This window comes from Enterobacter sp. CRENT-193 (assembly GCF_002787395.1).
GTDB lineage: Bacteria > Pseudomonadota > Gammaproteobacteria > Enterobacterales > Enterobacteriaceae > Enterobacter > Enterobacter hormaechei_C.
In genome coordinates this window covers 1,532,100-1,551,290 of sequence record NZ_CP024812.1, presented here as the reverse complement: position 1 = coordinate 1,551,290, position 19,191 = coordinate 1,532,100, and the positions used below count along the sequence as shown (strand labels likewise).

16 protein-coding genes are annotated in these 19,191 nt (G+C 57.7%); 7 read left to right on the top strand and 9 right to left on the bottom strand.

The features are described from left to right. Positions 1-63: 63 nt before the first annotated feature. The 5 genes from CU081_RS07655 to CU081_RS07635 all read right to left on the bottom strand — a co-directional run bounded on the left by CU081_RS07655 (position 64) and on the right by CU081_RS07635 (position 7,512). Positions 64-2,229 (bottom strand): YgiQ family radical SAM protein, encoded by a 2,166-nt coding sequence (locus CU081_RS07655; protein WP_003862495.1) that lies wholly within the window; start codon positions 2,227-2,229, stop codon positions 64-66. A gap of 130 nt (positions 2,230-2,359) precedes the next feature. Continuing rightward, the gene (gene ftsP, locus CU081_RS07650) at positions 2,360-3,772 is read right to left on the bottom strand and encodes a cell division protein FtsP (protein ID WP_003862496.1); all 1,413 of its coding nucleotides are present in this window, start codon (positions 3,770-3,772) and stop codon (positions 2,360-2,362) included. A gap of 61 nt (positions 3,773-3,833) precedes the next feature. Further along, positions 3,834-4,571: a 1-acylglycerol-3-phosphate O-acyltransferase gene (plsC, locus tag CU081_RS07645; protein ID WP_003862497.1), complete on the bottom strand. Its 738-nt coding sequence runs from the start codon at positions 4,569-4,571 to the stop codon at positions 3,834-3,836. A gap of 162 nt (positions 4,572-4,733) precedes the next feature. After that, the gene (gene parC, locus CU081_RS07640) at positions 4,734-6,992 is read right to left on the bottom strand and encodes a DNA topoisomerase IV subunit A (protein ID WP_022651867.1); all 2,259 of its coding nucleotides are present in this window, start codon (positions 6,990-6,992) and stop codon (positions 4,734-4,736) included. Between the two features lie 118 nt (positions 6,993-7,110). Then, complete coding sequence (locus tag CU081_RS07635; protein ID WP_003862501.1) at positions 7,111-7,512, bottom strand: YgiW/YdeI family stress tolerance OB fold protein; 402 nt, start codon at positions 7,510-7,512, stop codon at positions 7,111-7,113. Between the two features lie 139 nt (positions 7,513-7,651). On the opposite strand from CU081_RS07635, the gene qseB reads away from it, so the two are divergent. From qseB to CU081_RS07605, 6 genes are all read left to right on the top strand, one after another. Further along, positions 7,652-8,311, top strand: coding sequence for a quorum sensing response regulator transcription factor QseB (gene qseB, locus CU081_RS07630; protein WP_003862503.1), 660 nt, complete (start codon positions 7,652-7,654; stop codon positions 8,309-8,311). Then, positions 8,308-9,657: a quorum sensing histidine kinase QseC gene (qseC, locus tag CU081_RS07625; RefSeq protein ID WP_058647454.1), complete on the top strand. Its 1,350-nt coding sequence runs from the start codon at positions 8,308-8,310 to the stop codon at positions 9,655-9,657. The genes qseB and qseC overlap by 4 nt, the downstream gene beginning before the upstream one ends. Positions 9,658-9,760: 103 nt before the next feature. Next, positions 9,761-10,342, top strand: coding sequence for an NAD(P)H-dependent oxidoreductase (locus CU081_RS07620; protein WP_003862505.1), 582 nt, complete (start codon positions 9,761-9,763; stop codon positions 10,340-10,342). Positions 10,343-10,372: 30 nt separating this feature from the next. Next, positions 10,373-10,687 carry a putative quinol monooxygenase gene (locus CU081_RS07615; protein WP_003862506.1) on the top strand — a complete coding sequence of 105 codons (315 nt, stop codon included), beginning with the start codon at positions 10,373-10,375 and terminating at the stop codon, positions 10,685-10,687. Between the two features lie 152 nt (positions 10,688-10,839). Beyond that, on the top strand, positions 10,840-11,280 hold the full coding sequence (gene lysM, locus CU081_RS07610) for a peptidoglycan-binding protein LysM (RefSeq protein ID WP_003862507.1): 441 nt from the start codon (positions 10,840-10,842) through the stop codon (positions 11,278-11,280). A gap of 39 nt (positions 11,281-11,319) precedes the next feature. Beyond that, positions 11,320-11,847, top strand: a complete 528-nt coding sequence (locus CU081_RS07605) for a hypothetical protein (protein ID WP_022651869.1) — start codon at positions 11,320-11,322, stop codon at positions 11,845-11,847. 12 nt (positions 11,848-11,859) lie between these two features. Here the strand turns inward: CU081_RS07605 and CU081_RS07600 are convergent, their stop codons facing one another. Genes CU081_RS07600 through CU081_RS07590 form a run of 3 tightly spaced genes read right to left on the bottom strand, consistent with a single transcriptional unit; the run spans position 11,860 to position 16,187 of the window. After that, entirely contained in the window at positions 11,860-13,047 is a 1,188-nt protein-coding gene (locus CU081_RS07600; RefSeq protein ID WP_003862509.1) for a glycoside hydrolase family 88 protein, read from the bottom strand. Between the two features lie 28 nt (positions 13,048-13,075). Beyond that, entirely contained in the window at positions 13,076-14,341 is a 1,266-nt protein-coding gene (locus CU081_RS07595; RefSeq protein ID WP_058647453.1) for an oligosaccharide MFS transporter, read from the bottom strand. Positions 14,342-14,372: 31 nt separating this feature from the next. Then, positions 14,373-16,187, bottom strand: a complete 1,815-nt coding sequence (locus tag CU081_RS07590) for a DUF2264 domain-containing protein (RefSeq protein ID WP_003862511.1) — start codon at positions 16,185-16,187, stop codon at positions 14,373-14,375. Positions 16,188-16,353: 166 nt separating this feature from the next. Here CU081_RS07590 and CU081_RS07585 point away from each other — a divergent pair, with 166 nt between their 5' ends. Next, the gene (locus CU081_RS07585) at positions 16,354-17,190 is read left to right on the top strand and encodes an AraC family transcriptional regulator (protein WP_003862512.1); all 837 of its coding nucleotides are present in this window, start codon (positions 16,354-16,356) and stop codon (positions 17,188-17,190) included. 101 nt (positions 17,191-17,291) lie between these two features. Here the strand turns inward: CU081_RS07585 and parE are convergent, their stop codons facing one another. Then, on the bottom strand, positions 17,292-19,184 hold the full coding sequence (gene parE, locus CU081_RS07580; protein ID WP_003862513.1) for a DNA topoisomerase IV subunit B: 1,893 nt from the start codon (positions 19,182-19,184) through the stop codon (positions 17,292-17,294). Between the last annotated feature and the right edge of the window lie 7 nt (positions 19,185-19,191).

The window sequence follows — 19,191 nt, the reverse complement described above, 5'->3', positions numbered from 1 at the left end:
AGGGTTAGACCTGTAGACCCGGTAAGCGCAGCGCCACCGGGTATTGTTACAGGTTTAACCGGTCTAACGTTTTACGTTCTTCTTCGTTCCCGCAACACCATTCGAACGCTGATGCGCAATCGGGGTATGTTTGGTCAGCGCCGGGCGCGTGTTGCGGTTCTGGCGGCGCGCTTCGCGCATCTCTTCCAGCGTTGGCGCAGGCACCAGGCAATCACGACGCGAGCCGATCAGGTGCTTTTTCCCCATCTCTTCCAGCGCCTGACGGATCAGCGGCCAGTTTTTCGGATCGTGATAGCGCAGCAGCGCTTTATGCAGACGGCGCTGTTTATCCCCTTTCGGCACCACCACGTCTTCGCTCTTATAACCAATCTTACTCAGCGGGTTTTTGCCGGTGTAATACATGGTCGTCGAGTTGGCGAGCGGCGACGGGTAGAAGTTCTGCACCTGATCCAGACGGAATCGACGCTGCTTCAGCCACAGCGCCAGATTCACCATGTCTTCATCACGGGTGCCGGGGTGTGCGGAGATGAAGTATGGGATCAGATACTGCTCTTTCCCCGCCTGTTTTGAATAGGTATCAAACAGCTGTTTAAAGCGGTCATAGCTGCCCATGCCCGGCTTCATCATTTTGGACAGCGGGCCTTCTTCGGTGTGCTCCGGGGCGATCTTCAGATAACCGCCAACGTGGTGCGTCGCCAGCTCTTTGATGTAGCGCGGATCTTCCACCGCAATGTCGTAACGCACGCCGGAGGCGATCAGGATCTTCTTGATGCCTTTCAGGTCACGGGCGCGACGGTAAAGGTTGATCGTCGGCTCGTGGTTGGTGTCCATATGCTCGCAAATGCTCGGATAGACGCAGGAGAGACGACGGCAGGTCTGCTCGGCGCGCGGCGATTTACAGCGCAGCATGTACATGTTGGCCGTTGGACCACCCAGATCGGAGATCACACCGGTAAAGCCCGGCACCGTGTCGCGAATGGCTTCGATCTCGTTAACAATCGACTCTTCGGAACGGCTCTGAATAATACGGCCTTCGTGTTCGGTGATCGAACAGAAGGAGCACCCGCCGAAGCAGCCGCGCATGATGTTGATCGAGAAACGAATCATCTCGTACGCCGGAATGCGGCTGCTGCCATATGACGGATGCGGTACACGCTTGTACGGCAGAGCAAACACGCTGTCCATCTCTTCGGTAGAGAGCGGGATCGCCGGCGGGTTAACCCAGATATAGCGCTCGCCGTGCTTTTGCATCAGCGCTCGCGCGCAGCCGGGGTTGGTTTCATGGTGTAAGATGCGCGACGCGTGGGCGTAGAGTACTTTATCGCTTTTTACTTTTTCGTAGGACGGCAGCAGCACATAGGTTTTTTCCCACGGCTTCGGACGCGGCGGCTGCACCACCACGGCCTTTGCTTCCGCTTTTTTTGGCTCAACCGGTTTGTTATCCGCGCACGGCAAATCGTCACCGTACGGATGCGGGATAGGATCGATTTTGCCCGGCATATCGATAATGCGGGAATCCACCCCGCTCCAGCCCGGCAGCGCCTCTTTCACCATGATCGCGGTGTTGCGCACGTCGCGGATCTCGCTGACCGCTTCGCCCTGCGCCAGACGGTGTGCCACCTCTACCAGCGGACGCTCACCGTTACCGAAGATCAGCATGTCGGCTTTCGAATCCACCAGCACCGAACGGCGCACGGTGTCGGACCAGTAGTCATAGTGTGCGGTACGGCGCAGGCTCGCTTCGATGCCGCCCAGGATCACCGGCACGTCTTTCCATGCTTCTTTGCATCGCTGGGTGTAGACGAGGGTCGCGCGGTCGGGACGTTTACCCGCCACGTTGTCAGCCGTATAAGCGTCGTCATGGCGCAGCTTACGGTCGGCGGTATAGCGGTTGATCATCGAGTCCATGTTGCCTGCGGTCACGCCGAAGAACAGGTTCGGCTTGCCCAGACGCATAAAGTCGTCTTTGCTGTTCCAGTCAGGCTGGGAGATGATCCCCACGCGGAAGCCCTGGGCTTCAAGCATACGGCCGCAGATCGCCATGCCAAAGCTCGGGTGATCGACATACGCATCGCCCGTCACCAGAATAATATCGCAGCTGTCCCAGCCCAACTGGTCCATCTCTTCACGGGACATCGGCAGGAAAGGCGCCGGTCCAAAGCAGGCTGCCCAGTACTGGGGCCAGGAGAAGAGGTCGCGATCCGGCTGGATCAGGGAAATAGCGCTCATAATGCTTCCGAAGAAAAAATAGACAAAAGGAGCGGGATTATACGCTGGTTTACCGGGGGAAATGAAGGGGTATTGTGCGGGCTGTTGCCCTCACCCCAACCCTCTCCCACAGGGAGAGGGAGAAAGTGTTTTACGGTGCCGGATTCACCAGCATCTGCCCTACCGATCCCCTGTCCATCATCTCCAGGGTCTGGCTGTGGAACAGGAACGGGAAGTGCGGCCAGGAAGGCTGGCCGTAGTAGACGAGCAGTTCGACCTGGCCATCCACCCAGACGGTATCTTTCCAGCCCCTGTCTTCCGGGAACGGCATCGCCCCGTTGACGTTGCGGATCAGGAATGACACCCCTTCAATATGGAACGACTGCGGCATCTCCGAGCGGACGGTCCAGCGCTCCCAGGTTCCCTGCTGGGCGGTGATATCAATGCGGTTTACGTCCCACAGCGCGCCGTTGATGCCCGGATCGTCGCCAAGGCTGATATCGCGACTGCGTACTGCCGGGCCGGTCACAATTTCCTGCGGCAGCAGGCGCATCGGCAGGCTGTCGGTCACCAGCGGCAACAGGCCGGTCGGGCGCAGCGTCAGCACCAGCGTGGAGACCAGCACGCTCGACGGTTCAAAGAAGCCGCGAATACGGTCAACAATGCTTGCCGCTTCGCCGCAGGTCACGGACACTTCATCCCCGTTGGTCATATCCACGAGGATTTCACGACGTTCGCCTGGCGCCAGCGCCAGCTGCTTCACCGACACCGGCGCAGGTAATAACCCCTGATCGCCTGAAATCACGTGCAACGCGCGGCCGTCGCTCATCTGCAACTGGTAGCGGCGCGAGTTAGAGGCATTCAGCAGACGCAGGCGCACCCAGCCACGAGACACTTCGACATACGGGCTTTGCGCGCCGTTAACCAGCAGCGTATCGCCCACAAAGCCACCGCTGCCCGGCTCGCTGTACTCCGGGGTACCAAAGTTATCCAGTCGCTTATCCTGAATAATGATCGGGAAATCATCGACGCCGTAGTGATTCGGGATCGGCAGCGTTTTACTGACCTCATCTTCAATCAGCCACATTCCGGCCAGGCCGTTGTAGACCTGCTGGGCGGTGCGGTTCGGGGTATTGGCGTGATACCACAATGTCGCCGCGCTCTGACGAATCGGGAGGACGGGCGCCCAGTCGGCATTCGGCGACATCATGCGTGCCGCGCCGCCAATCAGCGGCCCCGGCACCTGCAAACCACTGACGGTCATCGCGACATTTTCCGTCGTACGGTTACTGTAGATGAGCTTAACGTCATCGCCATTCCACACGCGAATGGTCGGCCCGAGGTAGCGTCCGTTAATGCCCCATACCTGCGCGCGCGTTCCCTGGGTAAAGGACCAGTGGCTACGCTGAAGCGTGAGGAATAGCGGCTGCCCGCGACGGGATTCAATCAACGGCGGAATAGGCAGCGGCTGTTGCTGCCCGGCGGCGCTGGCTGTCCGCGGTATCGCACCCGCACAAAGGGCGATACCCGAAGCCTGAATAAACTGACGCCGACTGAGTGACATATAAGCTCCATCTGAAACGACTAACAACGCGGGAATTCGTTTTCCCTTACACGACACCGGGTTAAATCTTACCGGCGGCTTCTCGCTCTGCAACTTCTTTATCGAGCTGCGCAATATGCTGAGCCATCAGCTCGCGGCAGTGCGTGGCCAGCTCGCGCACCTGGTCTTTACCGTATTTAGAGGTATCTACCGGCGGCAGCATTTCGACAATGACCAGTCCGTTATTCAGACGGTTAAGATTAATCTTATTCGATGTATTGGAAACACACACGGGAATAATTGGAACGCCAGCCGCAATTGCAGCATGAAACGCGCCGGTCTTGAACGGCAGCAGGCCGCGACCACGGCTGCGCGTCCCTTCCGGGAACATCCAGATGGAAATCCGGCGCTTTTTAAACTGATCCACCACTTCCGCAATGGTGCCATGCGCTTTGGCGCGGTTGTTGCGGTCAATCAGCAAGTTACCGGTGAGCCAGTACAGCTGGCCGAAAAAGGGGATCCACAGCAGGCTTTTTTTGCCCACGGTTACGGTCGGCGGAAGAACAATATTTGAGGCCGTCACCATATCGTAGTTGTTCTGATGGTTAGCGATATAGATGGCGTTACCGAAATTCTCCGCCCCTTCAGGCAGACGCTTTTCAACCTTCAGGCCAAACAGCGGCGCAAGACGACCAAACATGTGGCCAAACGTCGCGACATGCTTTGGGTTACGCGGGCTGAACAGGCAATAAATCGATCCGAAAATACAGACCAGAATGCAATAAATAACGGTAAGAATGAGACGAACAATGTATAGCATAGCGACCTCTGAAGCCCTGACAGCTGACAATTATACTTCACCTGTGGCCAGGTAAGGACTTTATTACGAGCGCGTATTGTTAATCGCAACGCACGAATTAACAACGTTTTTACGGGAAATTTTATGGTAATACCCCCTCCGGAAAGAGGGGGATGAAACAGGTTACTCTTCGCTGTCGTCCGCTTTGCTGCGCGCCGGCGAGTCAATCTCCACGCGGTCGATTCGCTGGAGGCCGCGCATCAGTGAGCCGCGACGTCCGCGCTCACCCACCACCTTCTGCAACTCTTCCGGACGCAGTTTGATTTTACGCTTGCCGACATGAATGGTCAGCGTGCTCTGCGGCGGCAGCAGGAAGAGATGCGCGAGGCTATCTTCGCCTTTTGCCGCTTCCGCTGACGGGATACTGATGATCTTGTTGCCCTTGCCTTTCGACAGCTCCGGCAAATCGCTGACCGGGAACATCAGCATACGTCCGGCAGCGGTGATCGCCAGCAGCATGTCGCTTTCGTTCTCGATGATCAGCGGCGGCATGACGTGTGCGTTATCCGGCAGGCTAATCAGCGCTTTACCGGCACGGTTACGCGACACCAGATCGTTGAAGGTACAGATAAAGCCGTAGCCCGCATCAGACGCCATCAGCAGTTTTTGATCGTCGGCTTCCATCAGCATATGCTCAACCGTGGCACCCGGCGGCAGCGTCAGCTTACCGGTGAGCGGTTCGCCCTGGCCGCGCGCAGACGGCAGCGTGATCGGGTCGATGGCGTAGCTGCGGCCCGTGGAGTCGATGAACGCCACCGGCTGGTTACTCTTGCCCTTCACCGCCGCCTTGAAGCTGTCACCGGATTTGTAGCTCAGACCCGGCGCGTCGATATCGTGGCCTTTGGCGCTACGCACCCAGCCGCTCTGGGAAAGCACGATGGTCACCGGCTCGGACGGCAGCATGTCGTGCTCGTTCATCGCCTTCGCCTCTTCGCGCTCGTGCAGCGGAGAACGTCGGTCGTCGCCAAAGGCGTCGGCATCGGCCTGCAACTCTTTCTTCAGCAGGGTGTTCATCTTGCGCTCGGACGCCAGAATCGCCTGAAGCTGATCGCGCTCTTTTTCCAGCTCGTTCTGCTCGCCTCGGATCTTCATCTCTTCCAGTCTGGCGAGATGGCGCAATTTCAGTTCGAGGATCGCTTCGGCCTGGGTTTCGCTGATGCCAAAGCGCGACATCAGGGCAGGCTTAGGTTCGTCCTCGGTACGAATGATCTCGATCACTTCGTCGATGTTGAGGAACGCCACCAGCAAACCTTCGAGGATATGCAGGCGCTTAAGCACTTTTTCCAGGCGATGGTTCAGACGACGGCGCACCGTATCGCGGCGGAAGGCCAGCCATTCGGTAAGGATCTCCAGCAGGTTTTTCACCGCCGGACGACCGTCCAGACCAATCATGTTCAGGTTGATGCGGTAGCTTTTTTCCAGATCGGTAGTGGCGAACAGGTGGTTCATCACCTGCTCCATGTCCACGCGGTTAGAACGCGGCACAATCACCAGACGGGTCGGGTTTTCGTGGTCCGATTCGTCGCGCAGGTCGTCCACCATCGGCAGCTTTTTATTGCGCATCTGGGAGGCGATCTGCTCCAGCACCTTCGCACCGGACACCTGGTGCGGCAGCGCGGTGATCACCACGGCACCATCCTCTTTATTCCACACCGCGCGCATGCGCACGGAGCCGCGACCGTTCTGGTAGATTTTGCGGATTTCCGCACGCGAGGTGATGATCTCGGCTTCGGTCGGATAGTCCGGCCCCTGCACGATATCCAGCAGATCGTCCAGCGAGGTTTTTGGCTGCTCAATCAGGGTGATGGCCGCTTTTGCCACTTCACGCAGGTTGTGCGGCGGAATGTCCGTCGCCATGCCCACGGCGATACCGGTCGTGCCGTTTAGCAGGATGTTCGGCAGACGCGCAGGCAGCATTTTCGGCTCCTGCATCGTACCGTCGAAGTTTGGCACCCAGTCGACCGTGCCCTGCCCCAGCTCGCCCAACAGCACTTCGGCATATTTAGACAAGCGAGATTCGGTATAACGCATTGCCGCGAAGGATTTCGGATCGTCCGGCGCCCCCCAGTTCCCCTGGCCATCCACCAGCGGATAGCGATAAGAGAACGGCTGGGCCATCAGCACCATCGCTTCATAGCAGGCGATGTCGCCGTGCGGATGGTATTTACCCAGCACGTCGCCGACGGTACGGGCGGATTTCTTGAACTTGGCGGTAGCGTTCAGCCCCAGTTCGGACATCGCATAGACGATGCGGCGCTGAACGGGCTTCAGGCCATCCCCGATAAACGGCAACGCCCTGTCCATGATGACGTACATGGAGTAGTTCAGGTAGGCATTTTCCGTGAATTCATGTAGCGCGAGGCGCTCTGCCATATCGCTCATTACGTGTGATTCCTCAACTCAGAAACCGATGGGTTTCAGGCAATATTGCCGCAGATACTACCTCATCTGGCGAGTTGAGTCACAAAGAAAAAGGGCCGCTCATGCGGCCCTTTCCGGGTTATTTGTTCAGCTTGATAACCTGCTTCACGTCGATTTCAAACTCGTTCCAGTCTTTATCGATTTTACCCTGGAGTTCGACTTTATCCTGGGGCGTCACCGTCACGCCGTTCCAGCGCTTGTGGTCGATCTCCACCACCACCGTGCCGCTTTCATCGCGGAAGGTGTAACGGTCATCGGACAGGCGCTCGGTAATGTTCCCGCGCAGCTTCACCCAGGCATCGTCCTTCAGGTCTTTCACTTTAGCCGCGGTGGTGAGGTTGGCGTTATTATCGACAAAGCCACCCTGCTGGGTTTGCGTCTGATTCTGTGTCGCAGATGGGCCAGAGAAGCCACCCTGTGCAGCAAAGACAGGGGCCGTGGTCATCATCATGATGGCAGCAATTGCAGCGAATTTTTTCATCTTTATCTCTCCCTTTAATGTCGTTTCACAATCCATTAAACAGGGTAAACCTTAACAACTTCTTAAGGGGAAAATTTATTTATTTTTACTGTACAGCAGGCGCTTGCAGAAGGTTTACTGACGGCATCAAGGAGGAAATATGCGCATTTTACTGGTAGAAGACGACAAGCTCATTGGCGACGGCATCAAAACGGGCTTAAGCAAAATGGGCTTTAACGTGGACTGGTTTACCGACGGGAAAACCGGGCAGGCGGCCCTGTACACCGCGCCGTATGATGCCGTGGTGCTTGATCTGACGCTGCCGGAAATCGACGGGCTTGAGATCCTGCGCGCCTGGCGCGAAAGCGGAAAGAGCGAACCGGTGCTGATCCTGACCGCGCGGGATGCGCTGAATCAGCGCGTCGAAGGGTTACGCCTGGGGGCGGATGATTACCTGTGTAAGCCGTTCGCGCTAATTGAAGTGGCGGCCCGCCTCGAAGCGCTGGTACGCCGCAGCCACGGTCAGGCGCGCAGCGAGTTGCGTCACGGCAAGGTCACGCTCGATCCGACAAGCCTTGTCGCCACGCTGGAGGGCGAACCGCTGGTGCTCAAACCCAAAGAGTTCGCCCTGCTGGAACTGCTGATGCGCAACGCGGGCCGCGTGCTGCCGCGCAAGGCCATCGAGGAGAAGCTCTACAACTGGGATGATGACGTCTCCAGCAACGCTGTCGAAGTCCACGTTCATCATTTACGCCGCAAGCTCGGCAGCGACTTTATCCGCACCGTGCACGGCATCGGTTATACCCTGGGTGACGCATGAAACTGACCCAACGCCTGAGCCTGAAGCTGCGCCTGACGCTCCTCTTTTTGCTGCTTTCCCTGGCGGCCTGGTTTGCCGCAAGCGTGGTGGCCTGGCACCAGACGACCGACAAGCTCGATAAACTGTTCGATACCCAGCAGATGCTGTTTGCCAAACGGCTGCTGACGATGGACGTGGACGAACTCCGCGCGCCGGAACGCATGCGCGAGGTGCCGAAAAAAGCCAAACACGGCCATCTTGACGACGATGCGCTGGCCTTCGCAATCTTAACCGCCGACGGCAGCATGGTGCTTAACGACGGCGAAAACGGGCGCGACATACCTTACCTCTACCGCCGGGACGGGTTTGATGACGGTCGGTTGCAGGATGACAACGACGAATGGCGTTTCCTGTGGCTGACTTCTCCGGACGGGAAATACCGCGTGGTGGTTGGCCAGGAGTGGGAGTACCGACAGGATATGGCGCTGGACGTGGTCAGCTCGCAGCTGACGCCGTGGCTGGTGGCGCTGCCCATAATGCTGCTGTTGCTGATTGTCCTGCTGAGCCGGGAACTGAAACCGCTGAAAAACCTGGCGCAGACCCTGCGCTCGCGCTCCCCGGATGCGACCGATACGCTGCCCACCCACGGCGTGCCGACGGAGGTTCGCCCCCTGCTTGATGCGCTTAACCATCTTTTCGCCCGTACGCAGGAGATGATGGCCCGCGAGCGTCGCTTCACCTCGGATGCCGCCCATGAGTTGCGCAGCCCGCTGGCCGCGCTGAAGGTGCAAACCGATGTGGCGCAGCTTTCCCTTGACGATCCCGGGGCGCAGTCTAAAGCGCTGGGGCAATTGCATGCAGGCATCGACCGCGCCTCCCGGCTGGTGGATCAGCTTCTCACCCTGTCGCGCCTGGATTCACTGGATAATCTTGATGACGTCGAACCCGTGATGATGGCTGATTTGCTGCAATCCGCGGTGCTGGATATCTGGCATCCGGCGCAGCAGGCGGGCATTGATGTTCGGCTCAACGTTAATGCGCCCGAGGTGATGCGTCACGGACAGCCGCTACTGCTGAGTCTGCTGGCGCGAAACCTGCTGGACAACGCCGTTCGTTACAGCCCGCGCGGCAGCGTGGTGGACGTGACGCTGAACACCCAAAGCTTTACCGTGCGCGACAACGGCCCGGGCATTTCAACCGATGCGCTGACGCGTCTCGGCGAGCGCTTTTATCGTCCACCGGGCCAGGACGCCACTGGCAGCGGTCTGGGGTTGTCTATCGTCATGCGTATCGCGGCGTTGCACGGGATGCGCGTCTCGCTGGGCAATGCGCCGGAAGGGGGCTTTGCAGTGACCGTCAGCTGGTAAGATTATTGCGCTGAGCGCAAAAGACTTTGCACATTTTGCTTATTTTTCCGCTCCGTCCTCGCGCGTAGAATACCCGGCATACTCTCATCATCGAGGACAAATAATGAGCAACATTCTGATTATCAACGGCGCGAAAGAATTTGCGCACTCTAAAGGCCAGCTCAATGACACCCTGACCGAGGTCGCGGATGGTTTCCTGCGCGACGCCGGACATGATGTTAAGGTCGTGCGCGCGGACAGCGATTACGACGTGAAGGCCGAAGTGCAGAACTTCCTGTGGGCCGACGTGGTGATCTGGCAGATGCCGGGCTGGTGGATGGGCGCACCGTGGACCGTGAAAAAATACATGGACGATGTGTTTACCGAAGGTCACGGTTCGCTGTATGCCAGCGACGGTCGTACCCGTTCAGATGCGTCTAAAAAATACGGTTCCGGCGGTCTGATTCAGGGCAAAAAATATATGCTCTCCCTGACCTGGAACGCGCCGCTGGAAGCCTTCACCGAGAACGATCAGTTCTTCGAAGGCGTGGGCGTAGACGGCGCGTATCTGCCGTTCCACAAGGCGAATCAGTTCCTGGGAATGGAGCCGCTGCCGACCTTTATCGTCAACGACGTAATTAAAATGCCGGACGTCCCACGCTATATCGCAGAATATCGCAAGCATCTCGCGGAAATTTTTGCTTAACTGGTAGCCTGGAATTAGAAGGAGTTAATTATGCTTACCGTTATTGCTGAAATCCGTACGCGTCCTGGCCAACATCACCGCCAGGCAGTACTGGATGAGTTCGCGAAGATCATCCCGACCGTACTGAAAGAAGAAGGCTGCCACGGCTACGCGCCGATGGTAGACGCCGCCACCAGCGCAAGCTTCCAGGCGACCGCGCCAGACTCCATCATCATGGTGGAGCAGTGGGAAACCGTCGCACACCTTGAAGCCCATTTGCAGACCGCGCATATGAAAGCGTGGAGCGACGCGGTGAAAGGGGACGTTCTGGAAACCCACATCCGTATTCTGGAGCAAGGGGTTTAAGTTCTGTGAAATTTGCCGGGTGGCACTACGTTTACCCGGCCTACAACTTTCCCCCGCAGGCCCGGTAAGCGTTAACGCCACCGGGCTTTTTTTATCACCTTACCGCTCAACTGCTATGCTTATTCTGACTTCATGTTTAACAGGAGGATGGAATGGGTCTTTTTAACTTCGTGAAAGAAGCAGGCGAAAAGCTTTGGGACAACCTGACCGATCATAAGGGTCAGAGCGACAAAATCACCGAGCACCTCAAGAAACTCAACATTCCCGGTTCCGATAAAGTTCAGGTTAACGTCACCGACGGCAAAGCCAGCGTAACGGGCGACGGGCTAACGCAGGAGCAGAAAGAAAAAATCCAGGTCGCCGTCGGCAACATCGCGGGCGTCAGCGAGGTGGAGAACAATATCACCGCGACAGACGCCAAAGATGAAGCAACCTACTATACGGTGAAATCCGGCGATACCCTGAGCGCCATCTCTAAAACCGTGTACGGCGATGCCAATCAGTACAACAAGATCTTTGAGGCGAACCGCCCGATGCTCTCCAGCCCGGATAAAATTTATCCCGGCCAGACGCTGCGTATTCCTAAGGCATAACGTCTGAGGCTATTGGTTCACGTCGCGCAGAGGAACAGCATGAAAATCGCTTGTCTTGGCTGGGGCTCGTTAATCTGGAAAAGCGGCGCGCTACCGGTAGCCGGTGAGTGGCAAACCGACGGGCCTTCTTTGCCCGTCGAGTTCTGCCGCGTCAGCGATGGCGGCGAACTGGCGACCGCCATCTGCATGAACGCGCCCGCCCTGCCTGTGCTTTGGGTATGGCTGAATGCCACTTCGCTGAGCGTGGCCACTCAGGCCCTGCGCGAGCGGGAGGCCATTCCTGACGATCGTTGCGATGGTATCGGCTCGCTGCTGATAGCCGGACGCAACGCGGGAGCGATCTCGACATGGGCGAGGGAGAGAGGAATTGAGGCGTTCATCTGGACCGGGCTTCCGCCGAGAAGCGCGTCGCAGGAAGGCAGGGTTCCTGCCGTGGACGAGGCCATCGCTTATCTCGACAGCCTCAGCGGACAGACCCGCAGCCATGCGCGGGACTATATTTGCCGCGTGCCTGCGCAGCTTGATACGCCCTACCGGCGCGCCATTAAAGAGGTGCTTGGGTGGTGATACCGCTGCCCGTTACCAGTACAGCTTCCAGCTCTGGGTGAAGCGCACCAGCGCCTCGACGTAGAAGTAATCGCCCCAGCTCGCGCACTCATCCACGCCTTTATTGCTCGCCAGGTGATACACCGAGTGCTTAAGCAGCCCGTTGCCCTTCTCTTCTTTGCCCATCAGATAGTGCTTTGTCAGCGTGGACATAATCCCTTTCGCCCATTCGAGGTAACGTTCGCGATCCGGATCTGTGACCGGCAGTTGTTTCACCAGCTCCAGCAGTCCACACACCGCAATTGCCGCCGAGGAAGAGTCACGCAGTGCGTCGGTGCCCACCAGCGCCAGATCCCAGTGGCAGACGTAGTCTTCCGGCAGGCGATTGAGGAAGTAGTTCGCCAGCCGTTTTGACAGGGCGATCATCGTTTCGTCGCCGGTATAGATATAGCTCAGCAGGAAACCGTAAATGCCCCACGCCTGCCCGCGCGACCAGCAGGAGTCGTCGGCGTAGCCCTGCTGGGTGTTGCCGTAGCGCGGTGCGCCGGTTGCCACATCCATATAGTAGGTGTGGAAGGTGGAGGCATCGTCACGAATGAGATACGTCGCCGCCTGCATGACGTGCGCTTTTGCGGCGTCGGCAAAGCGCGGATCGCCCGTCTGCTCCGTTGCCCAGTAGAGCAGCGGCAGGTTCATGTTGCAGTCGATGATCATTCGCCCGGCCTGCTCCGGATCGGAGAGATCGCCCCACGCCTGGATGATCTTCGCCTTCTCGTGGAAGCGTTCCAGCAGGGCTTCCGCCGCCAGCAGCGAGAAGCCGCGCGCCTCGCGGTTTCCGGTCAGCCGCCACGCGGCTACGCAGGAGAGCGTGTAAAGGAAGCCTAAATCGTGGGTGTTGGTGTCGTTGCGCCCGGCGATGCGCAGGCCAAACGAGCGCACGTGTTTTTCCGCCATCGCACGGAATTTTTCCTCGCCGCTCATCTCCCACGCCAGCCACAGCTGCCCGGTCCAGAAGCTGGTGGTCCACTCCACGTTGTCAGTCAGCGGATAAAAACCGTTCTGGCAGGTTTCCGCCGGGAATTTGTCGCCGAACTCCGTTAAATGACGGCTAATCAGGTCCAGAACGTGGCTGCGCGCCGAATTCAGTTCATCGCTGAATGCGCGGGAGTCAACGGGCGCAGCGATAACAGGCAGACGTTCTTCTTTGATACGACTTAACATATTTCGGTTCCTTCTTTGACGGCGTAATTTATCGTGTTGACGTTTCTGCTACGTTCAGCGCACGAGCCCCGCGCCATTTGCTCTGACAGGCGGATAACGTAAAAGCAGAAATAAGGGTAAAGGTCAGCGCCGTTGCGCCCATGATGATATAGGTGTGCTCAAAGCCAATACGGTCATACATATAGCCGGCAGGGGAAGAGACCACCACGTTGCCAACGTAGAGCATCGCCTGGTAGCCGAGTAAATACATGGTGGCATTGACGCGCTTGTCGAAATGCTCGGCGATATATTTAAATACCGACACCAGCAGGAGACAAATTTCCAGACCGTACAGCGGCTTAAGCACTGAAATTAACAGGTGTGAATCACACATGCCGGAAATAATCAGACGCGCCCCAACCACCAGCCCGACAATTAATAGCCCGCGTTTGGCGTCAATAAAGTTCACAAACAGCGGGATCACCATATACATGACGAACTCCATGCCCGACTGCACGGTCCCGAGATAACCGAATACCGCGTTGCCCTGGTGAATATCGTCGAAGAAGGTGACGAAATAGCGCGAGAACTGCTGCTCGGCGATAAACATCATCCACGCCACGCCCGCCACGTACAGGCAGAAGGCCCAGAATTTGCGGTTTCGCAGCAGGGCGTAAACGTCTGACGGGGCGATTTTCTCTTTCGTCAGCACCTCGCCTGCGTGAGCGGAGTTAGTGTTCACTTTCAGGCTCAGCAGGACAATCAGCATCACCACTGACGCCACGCTGCCGAGAATAAAGTTATACGCCGGTGAGAGGTTAAACAGCAGGCCGGAGAAGGATGACGCCACCGCCCAGCCGAGCGATCCCCACATACGGATCTGCCCGAACTCCATGCCGTTTAAGCGGCTAAAGCGGTCAGAATACGATTCGCACGCCGCCACACCCGCGTACCAGGCAAAGCTTAAATAGAGCGCGCCGATAATAATCCCCAGCAGGGTATTAGACATTAACAGCGGCTGGTAAACATAAATAAAGAATGGCGCCATCAGGGCCGACATGATCACCACAAAATAGAGCAGATATTTGCTCATGCCGATCTTATCGAGAATATAGCCGTAGATCGGCTTGAGAATAACGGAGAATATCCCGTTCACCGCAAAGACGGTTCCAATCACCGATCCGCTCAGGTTGGCTTTCTGACCGAGCCAGATCGCCAGCAGACCAATACTGGCAGACCAGGTAAAGAAATAGAGAAAGATAAAGCTGCTGATTTTGTAATATTCAGTTCTGTTGGTTGTCGATGTGCTTTTCATATCATCCTCGCCGGGGTGTAGGGCCAGATTTTTATAATGTGAACGACAGCTTACGTTCGCTTCCGGGTTCGCTAATGACGACCCGGCTATGGGTTATATTCAGCTGCGGCGTCGCCGCAGCGAGCTGTCTTCCGCCAGCCAGAACGGCGCAACAGAGCCAGCTTTCCCCTTGCGGGAGGTCAGCTTTTAACAGCGGAATGGAGGCGCACTCCGCAAACATAATGCTGCTGTTCGGCGGCGTGACGATGCTGTCTGGCTGGCGCTGAATGATCGGCGAAAGATCGACAATGACGCTGCTGCCGTTTTCAGCCAACAGATAACAACCGCGTTCGCGCACCCGGTGGGCGGTTTTCATCACCGCAAAGCCGCCCTCGACGGTTTGCAGAGTGCGCGTGCTGTTGATACGGTGCAGGCGCAGGTGCCACTCCCCGAACGGGATCTGCCAGGTCGCAATCTGCACGTCGCGCCACGGCGACCAGCGCGAGAAAATGTAATTTTCATCCACCCGAACCTCTTCGCACTCGCGACGACCGCGGAAATAGTCATCTCCGTCCGCCAGCAGCAGCATGGAATCGCAGGCGGCATGCTTCAGGCCAAAACGCCCGCGCTCAAGGGTGAATCCGAAGCGGCTGGAGTAGGCAAATTTGGTGTATTTCGCTTCGGTGTTGACGTAGTTGTTCAGCTCCAGCTGACCGGCGGTGAGCATGACGACGTGCTGCGAATCTTTCGAATGCATCAGGATCTGCTGCGCATGCGGAATCACATGTTTTTCAGCAAGCGCGGGCAGCGGCTGCTCGTCGGCCTGCCAGAACGGATGCGCCTCCGGCAGCGCCAGGATCAGATAGGTTTTCAGCGCCCAGTACGGTGAACCGGGGGAGTTGTAATCCTCGCACATCGCCAGGTTCGGATACGCAAACCCCAGGGTGAGAATGCCGTCGCGATCGACAATCGACTGCTGCTGCCACCAGCGCAGATGCCGCAGCACAATGCCTTTCACGATGCCCGGGGTGAAGACGTCCAGCTGGGAAAAAGCCACCGCGCTCCAGAAGGCAACCATGGCAAAGCGGTAGGTCAGGCTGCGGCCAAACGGCACCGAGGCGCCATCGGCGGCGGACCAGTAGATAAAGTCTTCCGCGAAGAGGCGCGAGCGCTCGCGCAGCACATTCGCCCTCGCCTCGTCGTCACTCAGGGTGGCGTAAATCAGGCCGTAGAAATGGAAAGCCATGGAGATGTAGTAATCTTTCGGGCGGCCGGGACCGTCGGAATACCAGCCGTCGCCGAGGTAGTAGGCGTCCATCAGCGCAAAGCGGTGGTCAATGGCGGCCTGATCGTACGGCAGGCCAGCGCGCTTAAAGCCTAGCTGAACCATAATGGCAAAATAGTTCCAGTTGCTGTCCGGCATCTGCGCGTCGGTGATTTGGTTGAGCCACGCGTGCAGGTTCATCACCTCGCGACCGGTAAAGTGCGCGGTGAGTTTATCTCCCAGCAGAGCGAGCCCCAGACCGTAGGCCGCCATCTCCACCAGACGCTGATCGTACGGGCCGGTTTCACCCCAGTAGCCGCTGCTTTGCGGGTCGGTACCAAGCTTAATGGCAGTAAGGTACTTCTCGCTGAACGGCGTGCTTTCGCCGGACGCCATCAGCGGAAACAGCCCCCACAGCGCGCGGGAAAGTCCCTCCATCTGCGCAATATCTGCTGTGTAATGGGCGCAGGTGTCGCCCAGCGGGAATCGTGAACGGTTCGCCGGAAATTGCGTGTCCAGCGCCTGTAAAAGTGCATTCAACGACGCCACTACCTCCTGGCGTGAAGACAACGGATTTGATTTTTCTTTGTTTGCCGCCCACATCGGTTCGCCCTCGTAATCAACTGCGGCAAAGCATAGTGAATCCGCAAGGTGCAGAAATGTTAGCCGTGTCACAGGCATGAACGATGAATAAACCTCCAGTTGAGAAAATTTAAAAAGGTGGTTTATAAAGACGATCAGACGGGAAAAAGTTGAGTTTTATTGCACTATGCACGACACGCCGACAACCGACCTTCTGGAACTGATCGCCCTGAACGATACCGTGGCCTCGTTCAGCCGCCTGTTTGCCAATACGGTGCGCTACCATCACTGGCATCAGTGTCTGGAGATCCTCTATGTGGAAGAGGGCTTTGGCGTGGCGATTGTCGATAATCGTCACTACACCATGCGCCCCGGACGACTGTTTTTCTTCCCGCCTTTTACGCTGCACAAGGTCATGGTGGACGAACAGGCGGAGGCAATTTACCGCCGCACCATTATTCATCTCGACCAGCACGCGGTGCTGAAGATCCTGCGGGATTTTCCCCAGACCCGGCAGCGCCTGGAGCGGCTGTCACGCCGTGGCGGCGAAGCGTGGGTCGCCGATTTAGCCCACTATCACCACCATATCGACCATCTGTTTAGCTGCTATAAACCGCCGATGAACGGCGAGAGCATCGCCAGCCTGCTGATCGGCCTGTTCGCGATGCTGCCCGACGATCGCGACGGCGAGCCGGGCAACAGCCAGGGGATCGCCAGCCAGGTCATGTTCTGGCTCGACGAGCATTATCAGGAGAAATTTCGTCTGGATGCGCTGGCCGCAGAGCTGGGTAAATCGCGTAGTTACGTATCGCGAAGATTCCATGCGGAAACAGGCGAAAAAATTCACGACTACCTGAACACGCTAAGGTTGCGTAAGGCGTGCGAGTGTTTACTCCACACTGATTCGAGCGTGCGTGACATTGCCGCACAGGCGGGATTTTCCGACGTGACGTGGTTTATCAGCGCGTTTAAAAAGGGGATTGGCGAGACGCCGTTGCAGTACCGGAAAAACCATTCATCGTGATGAGCTGCATTTCTTGTCCGGCGGCGCTACGCTTGCACGGGCCTACGGGTTAAGTAGGCCGGGTAAGGCGCAGCCGCCACCCGGCAAAAAGACAGCGTGTATCAGGCCTCTATATCCGCCATGTCGCCTTTCTCCTGTAGCCAGTTACGTCGATCTTCAGAACGTTTCTTGGCCAGCAGCATGTCCATCACGGCGTTAGTTTGCTGTTCATCTTCATCGCTGATGGTCAGCTGCACCAGACGGCGGGTATTCGGATCCAGCGTGGTTTCACGCAGCTGCATCGGGTTCATCTCACCCAGCCCCTTAAAGCGCTGAACGTTCGGTTTGCCCTTCTTGCGCTTAAGCTGTTCCAGCACGCCCGCTTTCTCTTCTTCCGTCAGTGCATAGTAAACTTCTTTGCCGAGGTCGATTCGGTACAGCGGCGGCAGCGCCACATGGACGTGACCGTTTTTCACCAGCGCGCGGAAATGCTTCACAAACAGCGCACAGAGCAGCGTGGCGATGTGCAGGCCATCGGAGTCCGCATCCGCGAGAATGCAGATCTTGCCGTAGCGCAGCTGGCTTAGATCGTCGCTGTCCGGATCGATGCCGATTGCAACCGAGATATCGTGTACTTCCTGCGAGGCCAGCACTTCATCAGACGAGACCTCCCAGGTGTTGAGGATCTTACCCTTGAGCGGCATGATCGCCTGATATTCACGATCGCGCGCCTGCTTGGCCGATCCGCCTGCCGAGTCTCCTTCCACCAGGAACAGCTCGGTGCGGTTGAGATCCTGCGCGGTACAGTCCGCCAGCTTGCCCGGCAGCGCGGGGCCGCTGGTCAGCTTTTTACGCACCACTTTCTTCGCCGCGCGCAGACGACGCTGGGCGCTGGAGATCGCCATTTCAGCCAGCATTTCTGCGGCCTGAACGTTCTGGTTCAGCCACAGGGTAAATGCATCTTTCACCACGCCGGAGACGAACGCCGCACACTGGCGTGACGACAGGCGCTCTTTAGTCTGACCGGCAAACTGTGGATCCTGCATCTTCACGGAGAGCACGTAGGCGCAGCGGTCCCAGATATCTTCCGCCGACAGCTTCACGCCGCGCGGCAGAATGTTGCGGTATTCGCAGAACTCGCGCATCGCATCCAGCAGCCCCTGACGCAGGCCGTTGACGTGGGTCCCGCCGAGCATAGTGGGGATCAGGTTAACGTAGCTTTCGGTCAGCAGCTCGCCGCCTTCCGGCAGCCATAGCAGCGCCCAGTCCACCGCTTCAGTATCGCCTTCGAAATTCCCGACGAACGGTTTTTCCGGCAGGGTTGGCAGGCCGTTAACCGCTTCGCACAGGTAGTCGTTCAGACCATCGGCGTAGCACCAGGTTTGTTCGGTATTATTAACGTGGTCTTTAAAGGTGATTTCCACGCCCGGGCACAGCACCGCTTTGGCTTTCAGCAGGTGCGTCAGGCGGGAAACAGAAAAGCGTGGGCTGTCGAAGAAGCTTTCGTCAGGCCAGAAGTGGACGCTGGTGCCGGTGTTGCGTTTACCGCACGTCCCGACGACCTGCAAATCCTGCACTTTTTCGCCGTTTTCAAACGCGATGTTATACACCTGGCCGTCGCGACGGACGTTCACTTCCACGCGCTTTGACAGGGCGTTAACCACGGAGATCCCCACGCCGTGCAAGCCGCCGGAGAACTGGTAGTTTTTGTTGGAGAACTTACCGCCCGCGTGCAGACGACAGAGGATCAGCTCAACGGCGGGAACACCCTCTTCCGGGTGGATATCTACCGGCATGCCGCGGCCGTCGTCGATGACTTCCAGCGACTGATCGGCGTGCAGGATAACGTCCACGCGTTTGGCATGGCCTGCCAGCGCTTCGTCCACACTGTTATCAATTACTTCCTGGCCCAGGTGGTTTGGGCGCGTCGTATCGGTGTACATCCCCGGGCGGCGGCGAACCGGCTCAAGCCCGGTGAGTACCTCAATGGCATCAGCGTTATAGGTTTGCGTCATGATTTAA

Bases quoted from the DNA above. Each gene is read 5' to 3' on its own strand.
- ftsP (WP_003862496.1), bottom strand. From the start codon at position 3,772: ATGTCACTCAGTCGGCGTCAGTTTATTCAGGCTTCGGGTATCGCCCTT.
- parE (WP_003862513.1), bottom strand. From the start codon at position 19,184: ATGACGCAAACCTATAACGCTGATGCCATTGAGGTACTCACCGGGCTT.
- CU081_RS07590 (WP_003862511.1), bottom strand. From the start codon at position 16,187: ATGTGGGCGGCAAACAAAGAAAAATCAAATCCGTTGTCTTCACGCCAG.
- CU081_RS07595 (WP_058647453.1), bottom strand. From the start codon at position 14,341: ATGAAAAGCACATCGACAACCAACAGAACTGAATATTACAAAATCAGC.
- CU081_RS07605 (WP_022651869.1), top strand. From the start codon at position 11,320: ATGAAAATCGCTTGTCTTGGCTGGGGCTCGTTAATCTGGAAAAGCGGC.
- qseC (WP_058647454.1), top strand. From the start codon at position 8,308: ATGAAACTGACCCAACGCCTGAGCCTGAAGCTGCGCCTGACGCTCCTC.
- CU081_RS07635 (WP_003862501.1), bottom strand. From the start codon at position 7,512: ATGAAAAAATTCGCTGCAATTGCTGCCATCATGATGATGACCACGGCC.
- CU081_RS07600 (WP_003862509.1), bottom strand. From the start codon at position 13,047: ATGTTAAGTCGTATCAAAGAAGAACGTCTGCCTGTTATCGCTGCGCCC.
- qseB (WP_003862503.1), top strand. From the start codon at position 7,652: ATGCGCATTTTACTGGTAGAAGACGACAAGCTCATTGGCGACGGCATC.
- CU081_RS07655 (WP_003862495.1), bottom strand. From the start codon at position 2,229: ATGAGCGCTATTTCCCTGATCCAGCCGGATCGCGACCTCTTCTCCTGG.
- CU081_RS07615 (WP_003862506.1), top strand. From the start codon at position 10,373: ATGCTTACCGTTATTGCTGAAATCCGTACGCGTCCTGGCCAACATCAC.
- plsC (WP_003862497.1), bottom strand. From the start codon at position 4,571: ATGCTATACATTGTTCGTCTCATTCTTACCGTTATTTATTGCATTCTG.
- lysM (WP_003862507.1), top strand. From the start codon at position 10,840: ATGGGTCTTTTTAACTTCGTGAAAGAAGCAGGCGAAAAGCTTTGGGAC.
- CU081_RS07585 (WP_003862512.1), top strand. From the start codon at position 16,354: ATGCACGACACGCCGACAACCGACCTTCTGGAACTGATCGCCCTGAAC.
- parC (WP_022651867.1), bottom strand. From the start codon at position 6,992: ATGAGCGATATGGCAGAGCGCCTCGCGCTACATGAATTCACGGAAAAT.
- CU081_RS07620 (WP_003862505.1), top strand. From the start codon at position 9,761: ATGAGCAACATTCTGATTATCAACGGCGCGAAAGAATTTGCGCACTCT.